The following is a 19,481-nucleotide window of genomic DNA, read 5'->3' as shown; positions in this document are numbered from 1 at the left end:
CCGACCTAGGAGCAGGGCGGCCGGTAGTCCATACCGGGGACGTAGAGGCTCCACTCGTCACGGGTGATCGGCTCGCTGTCCATCGCGCACGCACCGCGGACCACCCCGTCGACGTCGGTGTTCCACGACCCCACGACACCGGCTGCACCGGTCGCCAGGACGGTGCGGTCACCCGGACCGAAGGCGACGTCGTAGATGCGGCCCGGATAGGCCTGCAACCGCGCGATCGGCCGAGGCACGCGGCGATCCCGGACATCCCAGATCCAGAGTCGACCGTCCGCACCGCCCGCGGCGACCCGGGAACCGTCCCGCGAGAAGGTGGCGCCGTAGACCGCGCCGGTGGGTCCCGACAGGTCGGCGACGGTACGGGGTCTCGACGGGTCGGACACATCGAGGACCTCCACCTGCTTCGTCGCCGAGCTGACCACCAGCAGGCGTCCGTCGGGCGAGAAGCGGGCGGCGAGCGCACCGGTGTCGAACAGTTTGGTGCGGCTGAGGACCCGTGCCCGCGCCGGCGTCGACAGGTCGATCAGCAGTACGTACCCGGTCGCGGTGGAGACCACCGCGCGACGTCCGTCGGGCGACATCGCCGCCCACGCGGCCCCGTCTCCGAGATCGATGGCGGCGACCCGACGGGGCGCCCGCGGATCGCTGATGTCGACGACCGGGAGCTGAGTCGACAGGGTCGACCCGGCGATGGCGACCCGGGTGGCCCCGCTGACCGCGACGGTCTCGATCAGCCCCCCGGGGGTGATCGGCACGGCAGGTGAGATGACAGCGGGGCGGGCGGGATCGGACACGTCGGCCATGTAGAGCTGACCGCTCGCGGTGCCGACGCCCACGATCCGCGCGTCGGTGGTCATGTCGAGCGCCGAGAAGGTCTCCCCCGGCGGCGGCGAGAGCAGCGGGCCGTCCCGTTGCAGACCGGCCCCGTCGTCGATCCGCCACTGCGACACGGCTCCGTCGGGATCGGATGTGCTCACGACGAACCGTGACCCGTCGGCGCGGAAGGCGAACTGGAAGGTGTTCTTGGGCCCGGCCTGCACGGCCTGCTGGCGCGACGGCCACACAGAGACCGATCCGTCCTCCGCGGACACCACCACCCGGTCACCGGCGAATGCCGCCTGGGATGTGACGGCACCGCTGCGCAGGGTGCGCGGCGGGGTCCGGTTCACCAGGTCGTAGACGCGGGCCGTGTCGTCGCTGCTCGACCCGACGAGGTGCGTCCCGTCGGCGCTGTAGGCGACACCTCCGACGTAACTCGTGAAGTCCGTGTAGTCGGCGGTCTGCACCGGTCGTGCCGGGTCCGCCATCGAGTAGGTCTTGACGTCGCGGGTCTTGAGCGCCAACGCGAGTTCGCCCGTCCTCGGGGAGAAGTCGGCGTCGTCGGCGGTGACGTTCACCGATCCCGGCAGTGCGATGGCCGACAGGGGGCGGAGTCCGTCGGGGCCGATCTCACTGACGTCGACGCGTTGCAGGACGCTCGCGCTCGCGAGGAGGCGACCGTCCCGACTGAACGCGACCATCGTCCCCGCACCGGCGAACTGCGGGGGCACGGCCAGAGGCGCCCACGCACCGGTCGCGGCACGTCGGAAGACCTGCACCCCTGCACCGTCGACGGCGAGCGCGATCGTCGTGCCCGAGGGGTCGACCGCCAGGTCGGTGATCCTGCCGTCGACGCGGGGGATGTCGGTGATCCTGCGCGGCGTCACGGGATCGCGGACGTCGTACGCGGTGAGCCCGTCCGTGCCGCCCACCCAGAGAGTGGAGCCGTCCGGGGAGAACTTCGTCGAGTAGTAGCGGTCGTCCTCGGCGGCCTCGCCGACGGTGGCGACGGCGTCCGAGAGGCCGTCGGCCGTGAGACGGAAGAGACGGACCCGGTGATCGGCGCAGGCCGCGGCGACCAGCGAACCCTGGGGGGACACCGCGATCGCCACGCCACCGGCGGGCACAGATCGACGGGCCGGCACCGGCCCCGCGGTCGTGTCGAGGATCGCCGAGCGCGCCTCGATCGTCGGCGACAACCGGTAGGCGACGAGGGCGAGCTGTTGCGCGAGCGCCGGATCGCGCGACCGCTGCTCGTCGGCGACGACGGCCAGACGTGCCGAGGTGGCCTGCAGCCGGCTCTGTTCGGCGGCCTCCTTCTGCTCCACCGCCTCCGATCGCGCGACCACGGCCAGCACGGCCGCGACCAGCGCGACGACCGCGAGGAGTGACGCGGCGACGGTGATGGCCCGCATCCGACGACTCTGCCGCCGACGACGGTTGCTCACGACGTCGCGACGGTGGACGGCCAGGTCGAGGAAACGCTGCTGATCGGAAGTGATCCGCACCGCGTTCTCGGGTGCCTGCGCGTACTCGGTGAACAGGTCGAGCCGTCCGCCCAGCGGCAGCAGCTCCGACGCCTCGTCGGCGTCCTGCCACAGCTCGACCGCCGCCTGCAGACGACGGGCGACCAGGAGTTGGTCGCGGTCCTCGTCGATCCACCGCATCAGGCGGGGCCACGCCGACAGCAGTGCCTCGTGGGCGATCTCGGCGTGCGTCTCCGACACCGACACCAGTCGGGCGGAGGCGAACCGGTCCAGGACGCTCGCCGCCCGCCGCTGCCGGACGTCGCGCTTCTCCTCGGGCATCTGCGCCGGCCCGGGGAACCCGAGTTCCTCGAGCGGCGCGCGACGCCGGGAGGTGCTGTCCTCGTCGACGTTCGTCATCGCGAGGAGCTGACGGCGCGCCACCATCTTCTCGGCGTAGTCGAGCTCGGCGTAGACGCGCTCGGCGGTCTGCTCGACGGCGCCGCGGATGCGACCGGTCGCGACATAGTCGGCGACGGTGAGCACCCGCTTGTTCGAGCGGGACCACGTCGACAGCAACGCATGGGACAGCAGCGGCAGGACACTGCCCAGGCCCGCGCCGGACACCCCGGGGCGCAGGTCGGCGATGAGCAGGTCGACGAGGTCGTCGGAGACGGCGACACCCGCGACCGCCGCGGGTGCGGTGATCACCTCCCGCAACTGCGACTGGTCCAGGGCGGGCACCAGCACCGTCGCGTTCTGCAGCGCCCGGGCCGCCCGCGGGTTCTCCGCGAGCACGCCGTAATAGTCGGCGCGGACGGTGAGCACCCCGATGGTGAGCTCGTCGCGGGACGCGGTGAACTCGGCGAGGGCGGTGATCAGCCGTCGGCGTTGGTCGGCGTCGTTGAGGGTGTACATCTCCTCGAACTGGTCGATGGCCACGAGGACGGGACCGTCGCCGTCGGGCATGTCGCCGACGGCCGCGGAGAACGCCGCGACGGGATCGGTGCCCGGGGTGAGCAGGACGTAGCGCCACTCCTCGAACGGGCCCTCGCGGCCCAGCTGGGCCAACAGCCCCGCCCGCAGCACCGAGGACTTCCCCGCCCCCGAGGGGCCGACGAGGGTGACCACCGGCAGGCGGTCCACCCCGGTGACGATGGCGGTCGAGCGCTCGGACTGCTCCAGCACGGTCTCGATGACCAGATCGGTGACGTCGGCGCGCCCGAAGAAGAGCGCGTGGTCGTCCACCTCGAACGGCGTGAACCCGCGGTAGGGAGGCTTCTGGCCCGCGCCGCGACGGGGTGCCTGACGTCGCGCCCGGGCGGCCGCCTCGATCCAGTCGGGGTGGTCGGCCGGATCGACACCCAGCACCGACAGCACCCGGCGCAGCACGTCGGTGTTGGCAGCCGTGGGTGCGTGCTGCCCGGAGAACCAGCCGCCGACGGTCGCCGCGATGGCGTCGGCCTTGCCCGCGATCTCCCGGATCGACAGCCCTGCGGCCGACTTCAGCTCGGTCAATGCGCGTGCGAAGTCGTCACGCGTCTCGATGGACCGCGGACCCATACATCCCCCTCACCTGGGCAGATGCCCGTCCGGACGGTGTCCGACGTATGGACCTGTGTATGGACTTGCCCCACAGGGGCCTCTCCGGTGGAGAGACCGACCCGAGTCGGGACATAGTGACCACATCGCACACCTGTGCAGCGCCCCGATCGATCGCCGCACAGGTCACCGAACCGGAGGAAATCGTACCCATGTCCGTCGCCCCCCATTTCCCGGCTGCCCAGACCCGGACCCGTCCGCCCGTGATCGCGCCCCACCGCGCGACGGCGTTGCGTCGCGCCGGCGGGCTCCACGTGGTCCCGTCCGCGCCCGTCGCCCGGCCGACGCCGGCCGCACCCCCGACCGCCCCCGCCGGGGCCTCGACCGCACCCGAGCGTCCAGCGCTCTCCCGCCGTGAGGTCGAGGTGCTGCTGGCCTGGCTCGCCGCCGAGTCGAAGGCCGAGGCCGCCGGAGCGCTCTACATCACGGCGTCGACGGTGAACACCCACCTGACGCGTATCCGCGCCAAGTACACCGCCGTGGGCCGCCCCGCACGGTCGAAGGCGAACCTCTTCGCCCGTGCCATCCAGGACGGCTACACGCGCCTCGACGAGTGGTGACCCCGCGGCCCTGACGGCCGCGGCACCCTGACACGACGAGACCCCGTCGGCATCCGCCGGCGGGGTCTCGTCGTGTGTCGGGTCGTCCCCAGTCGGCTACTTGGCGACGGGGTTGCCGTTCACCCGCTTGAGGTACTCCGCGCGGGCGGCGTCGTCGTAGCTGAGGAACATCTGGTTCATCCCGGTCAACTTCCCGAGCGTCCGCTTCAGCCCGGGCGCCATGACCGGGTTGGCGTGCACCCACGCCATCGACCGCGGCACGGTGATGTGTGTCTTGGTGCCGACGATGCTGTTGTGCACCTCGCGGGCGACGTCCTCGGGGCCGACCGTCTGGACGAACTTGTTCGTCGCGATGCCGGAGATGAGTGCCGTGCGCGTGAAGGTGGGGTTGACCGTCTTGACGCGCACACCCTGCGGCGCCAGCTCGACGTCGGCCGCCTCCGAGAAGACGATGACGCCCGCCTTCGCGCCGTTGTAGATCGTCAGACCCGGGACGGGAAGACGTCCGGCCACCGAGCCGATGTTGACGACCTGGCCACCGCCGCGTGCGATCATGCGCTTCGCCGCGCACTGGGTGCCGATGACGACGCCGAGCAGGTCGATGTCGAAGTTGCGCTTGATGACGTTGAGGTCGTAGTTCAGCAGCGGGCCGGTCGGCATGATGCCGGCGTTGTTGATGAGGACGTCGATGGGACCGGCGACCTTCTCGACCTCGTCGAGGAACGCCTCGAAGGAGTCCGGGTCGGTGACGTCGAGGACGAAGCCCTCGTGACCGAGGTCGGCGGCGGCCTTGCCCACGGCCTCCTCGTCGATGTCGCCGATGACCACGGTGGCGCCGGCGTCGCGCAGGGTCTTCGCGGTCTCGAGGCCGATGCCGCGTGCTGCGCCGGTGATGGCGATGGTGAGTCCGCGGACGTCGGGACGGTCGGCCTTGCGGGCGCGAGCGCGGGAGAGGATTCCGGTGGAGGGTGTCATGGGGTCGTCGTCCTTCTGATGGGTCGAGGGTGGGGGACGTGCACAGCCGGCACGTCCGGGATCGTCGGGGGTGTCACCAGACCATCGGTGACAGGTGTCTTGCCGCGAAGGAGCGCACGTACTCCGGCTCCTGCTTCTCCTGCGACCCCGGCACCTCCAGTTGGGAGATGACGAGGCGCACGATGATCTCGACGGCGTCGGTGAGGTCCGGGTCCGGGCGTGTCGCACCGAGACCCCGGAGGGTCCGCACGGTCCTCGCGGTGACCGCGTCGATGAACATCGACGTCACCGACGACGACGTGATGCCCTTCATCTCGAGGTCGTCGACGACGAGGCGGTGCATCAGCGGGTCCTTGAGGATCAGCTGGGCACCCACCGCGAACGCCTCGGCGATCGCCTCGGGCGGGGTCAGTCCGACGATGGCCTGCTCCATCTGCGCCATCCCGTCCCGGTAGAGCCGCGTGGCCACCGCCACGAGCAGCGACTCCTTGTTGGGGAACCGACGGTAGAGCGTGCTGCGCGAGACCTCGGCCCGTCGGGCGATCTCGTCGACGGAGGCCTTGCGCACCCCGACGTCGGTGAACTCCGCCGCGGCGGCCGCGAGGATCGCGTCCTCCTGCTCCTGCGGGTCGTCGGTGTTCCGGGGCTTGCGGCTCACAGCTTGCGCAATGTCACGGGGAAACCGTCCTTGGGGATGGGCAGGGAGCTGTAGTTCATCGGCAGCGTGTAGTCGTCGGGGACGGACCACTCGTAGTTGCGCAGCAGCTGATGCATGATCGTCTTGATCTCCATCTGCCCGAAGTACAGGCCGATGCACTTGTGCACGCCGCCGCCGAACGGGTGCCACGCCATGCGGTGCTTCTTGTCCTCCGCGCGGCCCGGGGCGAACCGCTCGGGGTCGAAACGCCAGGGGTCGCTGTAGATCTCGGGATCGTAGTGGTCGTGGAGGGCCGTCAGCGAGACGAAGGCGCCCTTGGGGACGAAGTACCCCTGGATCTGGGTGTCCTTCACCGCCGCGCGCGGGTGGGCGGGCACGGGGGTGCACATCCGCAGGGACTCCTTGAGGATCAGGTCGAGCTCGGTGAGCTTGCCCAGATCGTCGTAGGTCAGTTCGGAGTCCATCGCCTGCGACTGCTCGCGCGCCCGTCGCTGCCACTCCGGCGACTTCGCCATCCGGTAGCACATCTGGGTCATCGTGATGGTCGACGTGTCGTGCGCGGCCATGAGCACGAAGATCATGTGGTTGACGATGTCCTCGTCGGAGAACGTCTTGCCCTCCTCGCTCTCGGCATGACACAGCACGGAGAACAGGTCGTCGGTCTTCGTCGCCCGCTTGGCGGGGATGTGGGAGTAGAAGAAGTCCTCGAGGATCTTGCGGGAGCGGATCCCCTTGCCCCAGCGGGTTCCCGGGATCGGCTTGCGGATCACCGCGACACCGGCCTGCACGGTCTCCAGGAACGCCTTGTTGATCCGATCGGCCTCGGCCTTGGGCAGTTCCAGCCCGAGGAACACCTCCAGGGCGACGTCGAGGGTCAGCGCCTTGAACTCGTGGAACAGCTCCACCTTCCCGGTCGGGAAGGTCTGCATCCGCTGGGCGATCATCGGCTGCATCAACGCCATGTACTTCTTCAGCACCGCCGGGTTGAACCCCTGCTGCAGGATCAGCCGGTGGCTGCGGTGCTCGTCGAAGTCGAGCAGCATCACGCCACGGTTGAAGAACGGCCCGATCAGGAAGGTCCACGCCGGCCCGTTGGCGAACGCCTTGTCCTTGTTCATCAGGATCTGCTCGGTCGCCTCCGGACCGGACGCGACCACCCAGTCGCGGCCGAACATCTTCAGCGCGGAGATCTTGCCGTACTCGGCCAGGCGCTTGCGTTGGAACCCGAACGGGTCGTGCCGCATCTGCAGCACGGCCAGGACCCCGTTCTTCTTCTGGAGCGGGACCTCTTTCAGGCCGCTCTCGGCGGGAGCGCGGAACGCTGTGACCGTCATGTCATGCACCTCCATTGGAACAGATACGAGGAATCGTATCTTTGTGAGGCCTCAGTGTCTACCAGATCACACCTGGGACCACTCCGACGCCGGGTGACCGGCGGCGAGCAGCGCATGTGTCCGCCGGAGACGGTCCACCCACCAGCGGGTTCGGGTGGGGTCGGCGGCGGGCGCGTCCTCGTCGGGGACGACCGTCCGTGGGGTCACCCGCCCGTCGTCGGGGACGAAGGGGGCGGCGATGTCGCGGACGAACATGGTCCCGGTACCGAGCCCGCAGGCGAGGGAGCCGTCCGGAAGCGCCGCGGCGCAGGCGATTCCGGCGGACATGCCCACCGCGGAGTCCAGCGCACTCGACACCACCAGATCCAGCGGGATGTCCGCCGCCAGCGACAGGACCCGTCGCATACCCCCGAGCGGGGCGACCTTCACGACGGCGACGTCGGCAGCATCGGCGCGCACCACCCGCATGGGGTCCTCGGCGCGGCGGATGCTCTCGTCGGCGGCGATCGGCGTGTCGACGGCAGCGCGCACCTGTGCGAGTTCCTCGACGGTGGCGCAGGGTTGTTCTGCGTACTGCAGGTCGCCGAGAGCATGCAACGCGGTGATCGCCTGCGGCACCGTCCATTTCCCGTTCGCGTCGACACGGACGTTCGGGATCGTCGCGCGGACGGCCTCCACCCGCGCGATCTCGTCGTCGAGGGTGTCGCCGGGCTCGGCGACCTTCACCTTCGCCGTGGTCGCGCCCGGGTACCGGGCGAGGATGTCGGGGACGTCGGCGGCGGGTACCGCGGGGACCGTCGCGTTCACCGCGACGCTGTCGCGCAGCGGTGTCGGCGGACCGATCCAGGCGGCCTCGATGCCGGCCGCCAACCACCATGCCGCCTCGGGATCGTCGTATTCTCCGAACGCACCGAACTCACCCCACCCCGCGGGTCCCCGGAACACCATCACCTCGCGCACGGTGATCCCCCGGAACCGTTCGCGCATCGGCAGGGCCACGACGCGGGCGGTAGCGAGGATGTCGTCGACGCTCGGCAGGCTCACCGCACCACGGTGGCACAGATGACGCGGGATCCGACGCACTTGTTCCCGCTGAGCGGGAAGAACTGCATCGGATCCTCAGCAGCGGGCGTCGCGATCACGCAGGCGTAGGGATCCTTCCCGCTGAGCGGGGAAGGATCACCACGGATCGGATCAGCGGACGCCGGTGAGCGGCAGTTCGTCGGCGCGGGGGTCGTGGACGACGGCGTCGGGGGCGAGGTCGGGGTCGCCGAACGTCCGCACCGGACGCGGTGAGCCTGGGCGCACCGGGTCCCATCCGGGATCGCCCGTCGTCGCGAAGCGCACCCAGGCGCCGTGGACGTCGTCAGCGAGACCGGTCGGCGGGTTGGGACCGGTCATCGCCGACGTGGCGGCGACGGTGTCGAACACGAACGGCAGTTCGAGCGCGTGAGCCGATCGCAGGTCCCGGACCTCCGTCGCCCACGCGAACTCGTACTGCCATGCCGACCCACCGTCGCGTGCCGCGACCGCGTCGACGATGTCGGCGGTGCCGGCACGGAAGGCATGGTCGGTGATGGCGGCGCACAGCACGTCCCCGGGCGTCGCACCCGGACGAATGGCCGCGTAGACGGCCACGGCCGACGGATCGATCCCGAACCGCTGCGCCACCGCAGGCAACGTCTCGTCGGTGATCATCCCGGCCACACCGCTGGGCACGAGGAAGAAGCGGAACTCGTCCCGGGTGGTCCCGGCGAGCACCGGGACGCCGGAGCCCGCCCCGGCCGTGAGCGCGTCGATCGGCAGCGACTCGAGAACGGTGCCGTCGATCGTCGGGAACAGGGGCATCAGGCCCAGGCCACGAGCCGCCACGGTGCGACCCCACCGGCCGGGGCTGCCGTCGGTCATCATCGCGACGGCCTGTTCTGCCTGTGCCCGCAGAAGGGTCTCGTCGTCGAGCTGCGCGACCCCGGAGACGGTGGGCGGCAGGCTGAACCGCTCCGTGAAGTCGGCGGTGACGAGACGCGCGTCGGCGACCTCGGCCGCCGCGACAGCGTTGCCGCTCTGGATGATCGCCTGCGCGAACAGCCCGGGCGAGAGCGGCGACGCGAGGAGGGCCGCGATGCTCATGCCGCCGGCGGACTCCCCGAAGACCGTGACGCGGTCCGGGTCACCTCCGAACGCGGTGATGTTGTCCTGCACCCAGCGCAGTGCCGCCAGCTGGTCCAGCAGACCCCGGTTGTCGGGTGCGCCCGGGAGGCTGAGGAAGCCGAGCGCGCCGAGACGGTAGTTGATCCCGACCATCACCACGCCGTCGCGCGCGAACGCCGATCCGTCGTAGGTGGGGATGCGGTGGGCCCCGCGTACGAACGCCCCGCCGTGGATCCACACCATGACCGGGAGGCCGGCGGCGCCCGGATCGGGTGTCCACACCGACAGGTTCAGCGACTCGTCGCCCGGGACGACCGCGCTGGGCAGCAGTTCGGAGAACGGTGCCGCATACGGGGTCTGCGGTGGCGTGGGTCCGTGCGCGGTCGCGTCGCGATCCCCGTCCCACGTCTGCGCGGCGGCCGGTGCCTCGAAACGTGCCGACCCGACGAGCGGCGCCGCGTAGGGGATGTTCAGGAACGCATGGACCGAGGTGTCCCCCATCGTGATCCGTCGCCCGCGTACCGCACCTGATGCCGTCGTGACCCGCACTCCATCGTGCTCATCGCTCATGACACACAGCGTGCCACGCCCGCGATCCGACCGGCCTGCCAGACGACGAACGCCCGACCCCCTGACGGGGATCGGGCGTTCGTGGACGACTCTCGCGAGTCAGATCAACGAGCTGAGATCACTTGTTGATCTTGGTGACGCGGCCGGCACCGACGGTGCGGCCACCCTCGCGGATCGCGAAGCGCAGGCCCTCGTCCATGGCGACCGGCTGGATGAGCTTGACGCTCATCTCGGTGTTGTCGCCCGGCATGACCATCTCGGTGCCCTCGGGGAGGGTCACGACGCCGGTCACGTCCGTGGTGCGGAAGTAGAACTGCGGACGGTAGTTGTTGAAGAACGGGGTGTGACGACCACCCTCGTCCTTCGACAGGATGTACGCCTGGCCCTCGAACTCCGTGTGCGGGGTCGTGGTGCCGGGCTTGACGATGACCTGGCCGCGCTCGACGTCCTCACGCTTGAGGCCACGCAGCAGCAGGCCGGCGTTGTCGCCCGCCTCTGCCGAGTCGAGCAGCTTGTGGAACATCTCGATACCGGTGACGGTGGTCTTGGTCGACTTCTCGCGGATGCCGACGATCTCGACGTCCTCGTTGACGTTGACCGAGCCACGCTCGACACGACCGGTGACGACGGTGCCACGACCGGTGATGGTGAAGACGTCCTCGACGGGCATGAGGAACGGCTTCTCGGTCTCACGGACCGGGTCCGGCACCGACTCGTCGACAGCGGCCATCAGCTCGGCGATCGACTCGCCCCACTTCTCGTCGCCCTCGAGCGCCTTGAGCGCCGAGACCTTCACGACCGGCGCGTCCTCGTCGAAGTCCTGGGCGGCCAGCAGTTCGCGGACCTCCATCTCGACGAGCTCGATGATCTCCTCGTCGTCGACCATGTCGGCCTTGTTCAGGGCGACCAGGATGTACGGCACGCCGACCTGACGGGCGAGCAGCACGTGCTCACGCGTCTGGGGCATCGGGCCGTCGGTGGCCGCCACGACCAGGATCGCGCCGTCCATCTGGGCGGCACCGGTGATCATGTTCTTGATGTAGTCCGCGTGACCGGGTGCGTCGACGTGCGCGTAGTGACGCTTCTCGGTCTGGTACTCGACGTGGGAGATGTTGATCGTGATACCACGAGCCTTCTCCTCCGGCGCCTTGTCGATCTGGTCGAACGCGAACGCGGCATTGAGGTCCGGGTACTTGTCGTGCAGAACCTTGGTGATCGCCGCGGTCAGCGTGGTCTTGCCGTGGTCGACGTGACCGATGGTGCCGATGTTCACGTGCGGCTTGGTCCGCTCGAACTTCGCCTTGCCCACTTGTGTGTCCTCCTGGACTGTTGCCTACACCGGGGAGATCCCGGTGAGGGACTGGGATTTTCTCTCTTACGTTGGTCGCCGTGGTGCGAGGGATCGCGCCCCGGCAGCGGTGATTACTCGCCCGTTGCCTTGGCGATGATCTCCTTCGACACGTTCGCCGGAACCTCGGCGTACGAGTCGAACACCATGGAGTAGTTCGCTCGGCCCTGCGTCTTCGACCGGAGGTCTCCGATGTAGCCGAACATCTCCGACAGCGGGACCAGTGCCTTGACGACACGGGCACCGCTGCGTTCCTCCATGGCCTGGATCTGGCCACGGCGGGAGTTCAGGTCGCCGATCACGTCGCCCATGTAGTCCTCGGGCGTGATGACCTCGACCGCCATGAGGGGCTCGAGGATGACGGGGCCGGCCATGCGGGCGGCCTCCTTCAGTGCCTGCGAACCGGCGATCTTGAACGCCATCTCCGAGGAGTCGACGTCGTGGTAGGCACCGTCGAGCAGGGTGAACTTGAGGTTCACCAGCGGGTACCCGGCCAGCACGCCGTACTGCATGGCGTCCTGTGCACCGGCGTCGACCGACGGGATGTACTCACGCGGCACGCGACCACCGGTGACGGAGTTGACGAACTCGTAGGTCGCCCCGTCCTCGGCGTCGACCAGCGGCTCGAGCTTGACGATGACCTTCGCGAACTGGCCCGATCCACCGGTCTGCTTCTTGTGGGTGAAGTCGTGCTTCTCCACGGTCTTGCGGATCGTCTCGCGGTAGGCCACCTGCGGCTTGCCGACGTTGGCCTCGACCTTGAACTCGCGACGCATGCGGTCGACGAGGATGTCGAGGTGGAGCTCGCCCATGCCGCCGATGACGGTCTGGCCGGTGTCCTCGTCGAGCTTGACCGAGAAGGTCGGGTCCTCTTCGGCGAGCTTCTGGATCGCGGTGCCCAGCTTCTCCTGGTCGGACTTGGTCTTGGGCTCGATCGAGACCTGGATGACCGGGTCCGGGAAGCTCATCGACTCCAGGATCACCTGATCCTGCGGATCGCACAGGGTGTCACCGGTGGTGGTGTCCTTCAGTCCGATCACGGCGTAGATGTGTCCGGCGGACGCGGTCGGGACCGCGTTCTCCTTGTTGGAGTGCATCTGGAAGAGCTTGCCCAGACGCTCCTTCTTGCCCTTGGTCGAGTTGATGACCTGGGCGCCGGAGTCGACCTTGCCCGAGTACACCCGGACGTAGGTCAGCTTGCCGAAGAAGGGGTGCGTCGCGATCTTGAACGCCAGCGCGGCGAACGGCTCGTCGGCGGACGGCTTGCGGGTGAGGATCTTCTCCTCGTCGCCCGGTGCGTGACCCTGGACCGACTCGACGTCCAGCGGGGACGGCAGGTAGTCGATCACGGCGTCGAGCATGGGCTGGACGCCCTTGTTCTTGAACGCCGAGCCACACAGCACGGGGTAGATCTCGGAGTTGACCGTCATCTTGCGGATGGCGCCCTTGATCTCGTCGATCGTCAGCGGCTCGCCACCGAAGTGCTTCTCCAGCAGTTCCTCGTCGGACTCGGCGACGGTCTCGAGCAGCTCCTCGCGGTACTGCTCGGCCCGCTCGACGAGGTCGGCCGGGATGTCCTGGACGTCGTACTTCTCGCCCAGCTTGGTCTCGCCCGACCAGACCTTGGCCTTCATCTCGACGAGGTCGACGACGCCCTCGAAGTCGTTCTCGGCACCGATCGGCAGCTGGATCACCAACGGCTTGGCGCCGAGGCGGTCCTTGATGGTCTGCACGGTGAAGTAGAAATCCGCACCGAGCTTGTCCATCTTGTTGACGAAGCAGATACGCGGCACGTCGTACTTGTCGGCCTGACGCCACACCTGCTCGGACTGCGGCTCGACACCCTCTTTGCCGTCGAACACCGCGACCGCGCCGTCGAGGACGCGCAGCGAGCGCTCGACCTCGACGGTGAAGTCGACGTGGCCCGGGGTGTCGATGATGTTGATCTGGTTGTCGTTCCAGAAGCAGGTGGTGGCAGCAGAGGTGATCGTGATGCCACGCTCCTGCTCCTGCTCCATCCAGTCCATGGTGGCTGCGCCGTCGTGGACCTCACCGATCTTGTACGAGATACCGGTGTAGAAGAGGATGCGTTCGGTGGTGGTGGTCTTGCCGGCATCGATGTGGGCCATGATGCCGATGTTGCGGACCTTGTTCAGGTCGGTCAGCACGTCCTGTGCCACTTATCTGCCCCGCTCTTTCGCGTTGACGATGTTGAAAAGGATTGTCACCAGCGGTAGTGCGCGAACGCCCGGTTGGCCTCGGCCATCTTGTGGGTGTCCTCGCGACGCTTGACCGCGGCACCGAGGCCGTTGCTGGCGTCGAGCAGTTCGTTGGCCAGGCGCTCCACCATCGTCTTCTCACGACGCTGGCGGCTGAAGGTCACGAGCCACCGCAGGGCCAGGGTGTTGGCGCGGTTCGGCTTGACCTCGATGGGCACCTGGTAGGTGGCGCCACCGACACGGCGGCTCTTCACCTCGAGCGCGGGGCGCACGTTGTCGAGCGCGCGCTTGAGGGTGATGACCGGGTCGGTGCCGGTCTTGTCGCGTGCCTGCTCGAGAGCCTGGTACACGATGCGCTCGGCGGTCGACTTCTTGCCGTCGAGCAGGATCTTGTTCACCAGCTGGGTGACCAGCGGCGAGCTGTAGACCGGGTCGTTGACGAGGGGGCGCTTCGGGGCGGGTCCTTTACGTGGCATCAGCCCTTCTCCTTCTTCGCGCCGTACTTGCTGCGTGCCTGCTTGCGGGCCTTGACGCCCTGGGTGTCCAGCGAACCGCGGATGACCTTGTAGCGCACACCCGGGAGGTCCTTCACTCGACCGCCGCGCACGAGCACCATCGAGTGCTCCTGCAGGTTGTGGCCCTCACCGGGGATGTAGGCGGTGACCTCGACCGCGGTGGTCAGACGAATACGCGCGACCTTGCGCAGCGCGGAGTTCGGCTTCTTCGGCGTGGTCGTGTAGACGCGGGTGCAGACCCCGCGACGCTGCGGGCTGCCCTTCAGGGCTGCCGTCTTCTGCTTGGCAGCCTTGTCGTGGCGGCCCTTGCGGACCAGCTGATTGATCGTTGGCACTGAAAGTTCATCCTCTGTGTCGGCGTTGTTCGTCGGTCTCTGTGGTTGGTGCTCCGGGCAATCGCCGCCGATACGCACTCGGCTCCGACTCCACAGATCGCCCCACCAGCCTCGAAAGCGCTGGTCAGTCGTTGTTTCCTCACCCCGTTGTCGGGCGTGTCATGCTTGCCCGTGCGAGGCTGTCACCTCAGTCCGGGGCACACCCGCATCGACGGAGGGAATCCGTCGATGATCGTGGGCACACGAACTGGCCCGGCCTGCGCCGGACACCAGCGCTCGACTCTACCGACCGCGTTTCATGCGGTCAAAATCCTTGACAGGGCGGCCGGCGGGAGACCCCGACCGGTGATGGAACGTACGGCGGCCCGCCGGTGTTCCCATCCATGACAGCGAGGTCACCCACCACCCATCGCCGACGCCCCCGGGAGTTCCATGAGTCAGACGGTGATCGTCACACGCGGTGCCGGACAGTCCGCCCCCGTCGGCCGCGACGCGACCTGGCTGGTCGCGGTGTCCGCGGCGCTGTGGGGTCTCGACGGCCTCCTCCGCAAGCCGCTCGCGAGTGAGCTCGCCGCCGGGACCGTCGTGCTGTGGGAGCACATCATCCCGATCGTCCTGCTGCTGCCGTTCCTGCCGTCCGCCCTGCGTGCCTTCGTCGGCCTGACCCGTCGCGACCAGGCCGCCGTCGTGGTGATCGGGGTGGGCGCGTCCGCGATCGCCACCGCCCTGTTCACCCGGGCGTTCACCATCGCCGGCGGCGACGGGGACTTCATCACCCCGCTGGTGCTGCAGAAGCTGCAGCCCGTGTTGGCGATCGCGCTGGCCGTGGTGATCCTCGGTGAGCGACTGCGACCCCGGTTCGGCCTCTATGTGGTCCCCGCTCTCGTCGGCACCTGGCTGCTCGCGTTCGCCGATCCGCTGCACATCCGGGTGTCCGAGCTCGAGCCCGCCCTGCTCGCCCTCGGTGCGGCCGCGCTCTGGGCGGCGGGCACGGTGCTCGGCCGTCTGGTGTCCCCGTCGGTGTCCCCGCGAAATCTGACCACCCTGCGGTTCGCGTTCGGCACCCTCGGCGCATTCGCGGTCGTCGGGGTGACCGGGGCGCCGGTCCTGCCGGCCTGGGGTGACGCCGTCGGGCTGGTCCTGCTCGCACTGATCCCGGGCCTGCTCGCGCTGACCCTCTACTACCGGGCGCTACGCACCACGCCGGCGTCGCGGGCGACGCTGGGTGAACTGGCGTTCCCCGCGACCGCCGCGACGGTCGGTGCCCTGCTGCTCGGGACCCACCTCTCGGGCTCGCAGTGGACCGGGCTGGCCGTCGTCGCCGTCACGGTCACGACGATGGGGGTGCACGAGGCACGCACCTCTGCCCGACGCCGGACCGAATCCGTCCGGACCACCTAGGCTCAGGCGCACGCAGGACCGACGAAAGGCCTCGTGATGCCCGCACCCACCGACGCCGACCTCTTCCACCTCGGCGACGTCACCCTGCAGAGCGGCATCACGCTCCGCGACGCCGTCCTGGCCTACAAGACGTACGGCACGCTCGCGCCCGACAAGTCGAACGTCGTCGTCTATCCCACGTGGTACTCCGGCTGGCACACCGACAACGAGTGGCTCATCGGGCCCGGTCGGGCGCTGGACCCCGCCGAACGCTTCATCGTCGTCGCGAACATGCTCGGCAACGGGCTGTCCAGCTCGCCCTCCACCACGCCGTCACCGCACGACGGCCCCCGGTTCCCGGCCGTGACGTTCCACGACCAGGTGGAGGCCCAGTACCGCCTGATCACCGAGAAGTTCGGCATCTCCTCGATCTCGCTCGTCACGGGGTGGTCGATGGGGGCCGGCCAGACGTATCAGTGGGCGGTCAGCCATCCCGAGATGGTCGAGCGGGCGGCGCCCTTCTGCGGGTCGAGCATCACCGCACCCCACAACAAGGTGTTCCTCGAGTCGCTGATCGCGGCGCTGTCCGCCGACGCGGCGTTCGCCGAGGGCGACTACGCCCCCGACCGGTTGCCGATCAAGGGCCTCCGCGCGTTCGCCCGGGTCTACTCGGGTTGGGGCTACTCGCAGGCGTTCTACTGGCAGGAGACGTGGCGCGAGCTCGGGTTCACCTCGCTCGACGATTTCCTCTACGGCTTCTGGGAGAAGTTCTTCCGCGACGGGCGTGATCCGAACAACCTGATCGCGATGCTGCGGACCTGGCACAGCGGGAACGTCGGCAACACCCCCGGTTTCGACGGCGACGTCACGAAGGCGCTCGCGTCCATCCGCTGCCCGCTGCTCGCGATGCCCGCCGAGAAGGACCTCTACTTCCCCCCGGAGGACGAGCACTGGGCGAGTCAGTTCATCGAGCAGGGCGAGGTCCGGGTGATCCCCGGGGTCTGGGGTCACTTCGCCGGGGGCGGGGCCAATCCCGTCGACACCGACTTCATCGACGCCGGCCTGCGGGAACTGCTCGCGAAGCCCGGTCACTCGTCTCACTGACGACCAGGGAAGAGGCACGCGCCTCTTAGTCCGGCTAACCTTCGGGACATGCGCGTCCTCTTCTCTGCCCTCGGCTCCTACGGACACACCCTCCCCCTGATCCCCCTGGCCCGCGCGACCGTCGCCGCCGGACACGACGTCGTGTTCGCGACGACGTCAGCGATGTCGGACACCCTCGCCGCGGCGGGGTTGTCGACGCGACCGGCGGGCACACCCATCGCCGACGCGTTCGCCCGCCTGGGGTTCGCCGACGTCCCGCCCGCGCAGCGAGCGCGCACACCGGGTGTGGGGGTCGTCGTGCAGACCGCGTTCGGCGAGATCCTCCCCGACGCGTTCCGTCGCGATCTGGTGACACTCATCGGCGCCGACCGTCCCGACCTCGTCGTCGCCGAGGCCGGGAACATCGGTGCGATGCAGGCGGCAGCCGAGACCGGTGTGCCGTGTGTCCGCCACGGGATCGGACGCGGCCTGACGTTCGGGTTCGTCGGTGCGCATCTGCCCCACCTCGACATATACCCGGCCTCCATGCAGGACCGCGACGTGCTGGACCTGGCGGGCTACCGGCAGCTGCGTCCGGTCTCCTACTCCCCCGGCGGCACCGTCCCGGACATCGTCGGCCGCCGGACGGACCTGCCGCTGGTCTACGTGACCCTGGGCACCGAGTTCAGCAGCGCGGCCGTGCTCGACACCGTGATCCGCGCCGTGGACACCGGGACCCGACGGGTGCTGGTCGCGGTGGGACCCGCCGCGGACGCCGGCGCACTGGGGACACACTCCGATCTCGTCGAGGTGGCCCCGTGGGTACCGCAGGCCGCGGTCGTCGCCCGCGCTGATCTCGTCGTCCACCACGGCGGCGCGGGAACCACACTCGGCACGTGCGCGGCGGGCGTACCCCACCTCGTGGTGCCCCAGGGCGCCGACCAGTTCCGCAACGCCGAGGCCGTCGTCGCCCGCAACCTGGGCGAGGAGGTACTCCCCGACGACGCGACGGTTCTCGCCATCGCCGACGCCGTCGACCGACTCCTGCTGCGGGACAGTGCCGTTCGCGCCGCCTCCCGCGAGGTCGCGCAGGAGATCGCCGAAATGCCCGCCCCCGCGGAGGTCGCCGCCGAGCTGCCGGCGATCGCCGGCGCGACGGTCGGGTGAGGGTGAACGAAAACCGGTGGCGGCGTCAGCGGCTCCGGCGCGACACTGATCGGCGATGACCCTCTCCGACAGCGACATCGAGACCTTCGTCCGTGACGGGTTCGTCGTCCTGCGTGGCGCCGTCGACCGGGCGACGATCGACCAGTGCCGCGCGGAACTCTGGGACACCATCCCCGAGTCGCCGGACGACCCGTCGACGTGGATCGAGCCCGTCCGGTGGACGAACAGCCCGATGACACCTGCGTTCGCGCGAGCCGCCCGCTCCCCGGGACTCGTCGAGGCCTACGACTCGCTGATCGGGCCCGGTCGGTGGATCCAGCGCGTCGAGCTCGGGACCGTCCCGGTCCGATTCCCGCTCGGGCGCGAGTCCGGGGACACCGGCTGGCACATCGACGCGAGCTTCGCCGCAGCGGACGGCTCCGGTCAACGGATCTCGGTGTCGTCGCGTGATCGCGGGCTGCTGGCGCTGTTCCTGATCTCGGACGTCGGCGACGACGACGCACCGACCCGGATCCGGGTGGGGTCCCATCTCGACGTGCCCCGGTTCCTCGCCCCCCACGGCGACGACGGCGCGGACATGTTCGCCCTCTGCGCCGAGATGGACGCGGCCGGAGTGTTCGACGACCCCGGACGCCCCGAGGTGCTCGCCACCGGGGACGCCGGTGACGTGTTCCTCTGCCACCCGTTCCTCGTCCACGCCGCCCAGGTGAACCACTCCGGGCGCCCGCGGTTCATGAGTCAACCCGGCATCATGCTGCGAGAGCAGTTCGACCTCGACCGGCCGACGGCGCCGGTGGAGCGGGCGATCGTCGACGCCCTCGGCGAAGGCGGGGAAGCGCCGACGCCCGGGGGGCGTTGACGCTCAGATGAAGCGCGAACATCTCGTCCCCGGTCCCGACCACCCCATCACCGTCGAACCGACGCCCGGACACGTGACGGTCCGCGTCGGCGACACGATCGTCGCGGAGACCGACTCCGCCAAGACCCTGCGCGAGGCGTCCTACGACGCCGTGCAGTACATCCCGCTCGGCGCCGTCGACCCGGCCGTGCTGCGCACCTCGGAGTCCACGTCGTACTGCCCGTACAAGGGCGAGGCGTCGTACTTCGACCTCGCCGTCGGCGACGACACGGCCACCGACGCGGTGTGGACCTACACCGACCCGTTCCCCGCGGTCGACGACATCAAGGGCCACCTGGCCTTCTACCCCGACCGCGTGGACATCCGCGTCGAGTGACAGACATCTGTCCAGACAGACGTCTTGACTGACCCACCCGCGAGTGGTCCAGTGGGTG

16 protein-coding genes are annotated in these 19,481 nt (G+C 69.3%); 6 read left to right on the top strand and 10 right to left on the bottom strand.

What is annotated here, in order from left to right:
* Positions 1-5 precede the first annotated feature (5 nt).
* Entirely contained in the window at positions 6-3,854 is a 3,849-nt protein-coding gene (locus tag LX14_RS12125) for an nSTAND1 domain-containing NTPase (protein WP_253647440.1), read from the bottom strand.
* Positions 3,855-4,045: 191 nt separating this feature from the next.
* Between LX14_RS12125 and LX14_RS12120 the strand changes: the two genes are divergently transcribed.
* On the top strand, positions 4,046-4,453 hold the full coding sequence (locus LX14_RS12120) for a LuxR C-terminal-related transcriptional regulator (RefSeq protein WP_253647439.1): 408 nt from the start codon (positions 4,046-4,048) through the stop codon (positions 4,451-4,453).
* Between the two features lie 96 nt (positions 4,454-4,549).
* On the opposite strand, the gene LX14_RS12115 is transcribed toward LX14_RS12120, so the two are convergent.
* The 9 genes from LX14_RS12115 to rpsL form a co-directional block, all read right to left on the bottom strand.
* A complete protein-coding gene (locus LX14_RS12115) occupies positions 4,550-5,428 on the bottom strand; it encodes an SDR family oxidoreductase (protein WP_253647438.1) in 879 nt (292 codons plus the stop codon).
* Positions 5,429-5,501: 73 nt separating this feature from the next.
* Positions 5,502-6,086, bottom strand: a complete 585-nt coding sequence (locus tag LX14_RS12110; RefSeq protein WP_253647437.1) for a TetR/AcrR family transcriptional regulator — start codon at positions 6,084-6,086, stop codon at positions 5,502-5,504.
* The gene (locus LX14_RS12105) at positions 6,083-7,420 is read right to left on the bottom strand and encodes a cytochrome P450 (protein ID WP_253647436.1); all 1,338 of its coding nucleotides are present in this window, start codon (positions 7,418-7,420) and stop codon (positions 6,083-6,085) included. Before LX14_RS12105 ends, LX14_RS12110 begins: the two co-directional genes overlap by 4 nt.
* 66 nt (positions 7,421-7,486) lie before the next feature.
* Entirely contained in the window at positions 7,487-8,464 is a 978-nt protein-coding gene (locus LX14_RS12100; protein ID WP_372505326.1) for an o-succinylbenzoate synthase, read from the bottom strand.
* A gap of 150 nt (positions 8,465-8,614) precedes the next feature.
* Complete coding sequence (locus LX14_RS12095) at positions 8,615-10,141, bottom strand: carboxylesterase/lipase family protein (RefSeq protein ID WP_253647435.1); 1,527 nt, start codon at positions 10,139-10,141, stop codon at positions 8,615-8,617.
* A 118-nt stretch (positions 10,142-10,259) separates the two neighbouring features.
* Positions 10,260-11,450 carry an elongation factor Tu gene (gene tuf, locus LX14_RS12090; RefSeq protein ID WP_253647434.1) on the bottom strand — a complete coding sequence of 397 codons (1,191 nt, stop codon included), beginning with the start codon at positions 11,448-11,450 and terminating at the stop codon, positions 10,260-10,262.
* Positions 11,451-11,563: 113 nt separating this feature from the next.
* On the bottom strand, positions 11,564-13,669 hold the full coding sequence (fusA, locus tag LX14_RS12085; protein WP_253647433.1) for an elongation factor G: 2,106 nt from the start codon (positions 13,667-13,669) through the stop codon (positions 11,564-11,566).
* A gap of 44 nt (positions 13,670-13,713) precedes the next feature.
* The gene (gene rpsG, locus LX14_RS12080) at positions 13,714-14,184 is read right to left on the bottom strand and encodes a 30S ribosomal protein S7 (RefSeq protein ID WP_253647432.1); all 471 of its coding nucleotides are present in this window, start codon (positions 14,182-14,184) and stop codon (positions 13,714-13,716) included.
* Positions 14,184-14,558, bottom strand: coding sequence for a 30S ribosomal protein S12 (rpsL, locus tag LX14_RS12075; protein WP_253647431.1), 375 nt, complete (start codon positions 14,556-14,558; stop codon positions 14,184-14,186). The genes rpsG and rpsL overlap by 1 nt, the downstream gene beginning before the upstream one ends.
* Before the next feature lie 432 nt (positions 14,559-14,990).
* Between rpsL and LX14_RS12070 the strand changes: the two genes are divergently transcribed.
* From LX14_RS12070 to LX14_RS12050, 5 genes are read left to right on the top strand one after another with little or no spacing between them, the layout of a single operon-like run.
* Positions 14,991-15,959: a DMT family transporter gene (locus LX14_RS12070; protein WP_253647430.1), complete on the top strand. Its 969-nt coding sequence runs from the start codon at positions 14,991-14,993 to the stop codon at positions 15,957-15,959.
* A gap of 36 nt (positions 15,960-15,995) precedes the next feature.
* Positions 15,996-17,042, top strand: coding sequence for an alpha/beta fold hydrolase (locus LX14_RS12065; RefSeq protein WP_253647429.1), 1,047 nt, complete (start codon positions 15,996-15,998; stop codon positions 17,040-17,042).
* Between the two features lie 48 nt (positions 17,043-17,090).
* Positions 17,091-18,188, top strand: coding sequence for a glycosyltransferase (locus LX14_RS12060; RefSeq protein WP_253647428.1), 1,098 nt, complete (start codon positions 17,091-17,093; stop codon positions 18,186-18,188).
* Positions 18,189-18,243: 55 nt separating this feature from the next.
* Entirely contained in the window at positions 18,244-19,047 is an 804-nt protein-coding gene (locus tag LX14_RS12055; protein WP_253647427.1) for a phytanoyl-CoA dioxygenase family protein, read from the top strand.
* A gap of 7 nt (positions 19,048-19,054) precedes the next feature.
* Positions 19,055-19,423 (top strand): DUF427 domain-containing protein, encoded by a 369-nt coding sequence (locus tag LX14_RS12050; protein ID WP_253647426.1) that lies wholly within the window; start codon positions 19,055-19,057, stop codon positions 19,421-19,423.
* Positions 19,424-19,481: the final 58 nt, after the last annotated feature.

This window comes from Williamsia deligens (assembly GCF_024171765.1).
Taxonomy (GTDB): domain Bacteria; phylum Actinomycetota; class Actinomycetes; order Mycobacteriales; family Mycobacteriaceae; genus Williamsia_A; species Williamsia_A deligens.
Note: the sequence above shows the minus strand (reverse complement) of the source record. Positions and strands in the feature narration are given on the sequence as shown.

Bases quoted from the DNA above. Each gene is read 5' to 3' on its own strand.
- LX14_RS12125 (WP_253647440.1), bottom strand. From the start codon at position 3,854: ATGGGTCCGCGGTCCATCGAGACGCGTGACGACTTCGCACGCGCATTG.
- LX14_RS12120 (WP_253647439.1), top strand. From the start codon at position 4,046: ATGTCCGTCGCCCCCCATTTCCCGGCTGCCCAGACCCGGACCCGTCCG.
- LX14_RS12115 (WP_253647438.1), bottom strand. From the start codon at position 5,428: ATGACACCCTCCACCGGAATCCTCTCCCGCGCTCGCGCCCGCAAGGCC.
- LX14_RS12105 (WP_253647436.1), bottom strand. From the start codon at position 7,420: ATGACGGTCACAGCGTTCCGCGCTCCCGCCGAGAGCGGCCTGAAAGAG.
- LX14_RS12095 (WP_253647435.1), bottom strand. From the start codon at position 10,141: ATGAGCGATGAGCACGATGGAGTGCGGGTCACGACGGCATCAGGTGCG.
- rpsG (WP_253647432.1), bottom strand. From the start codon at position 14,184: ATGCCACGTAAAGGACCCGCCCCGAAGCGCCCCCTCGTCAACGACCCG.
- LX14_RS12070 (WP_253647430.1), top strand. From the start codon at position 14,991: ATGAGTCAGACGGTGATCGTCACACGCGGTGCCGGACAGTCCGCCCCC.
- LX14_RS12065 (WP_253647429.1), top strand. From the start codon at position 15,996: ATGCCCGCACCCACCGACGCCGACCTCTTCCACCTCGGCGACGTCACC.
- LX14_RS12060 (WP_253647428.1), top strand. From the start codon at position 17,091: ATGCGCGTCCTCTTCTCTGCCCTCGGCTCCTACGGACACACCCTCCCC.
- LX14_RS12055 (WP_253647427.1), top strand. From the start codon at position 18,244: ATGACCCTCTCCGACAGCGACATCGAGACCTTCGTCCGTGACGGGTTC.
- LX14_RS12050 (WP_253647426.1), top strand. From the start codon at position 19,055: ATGAAGCGCGAACATCTCGTCCCCGGTCCCGACCACCCCATCACCGTC.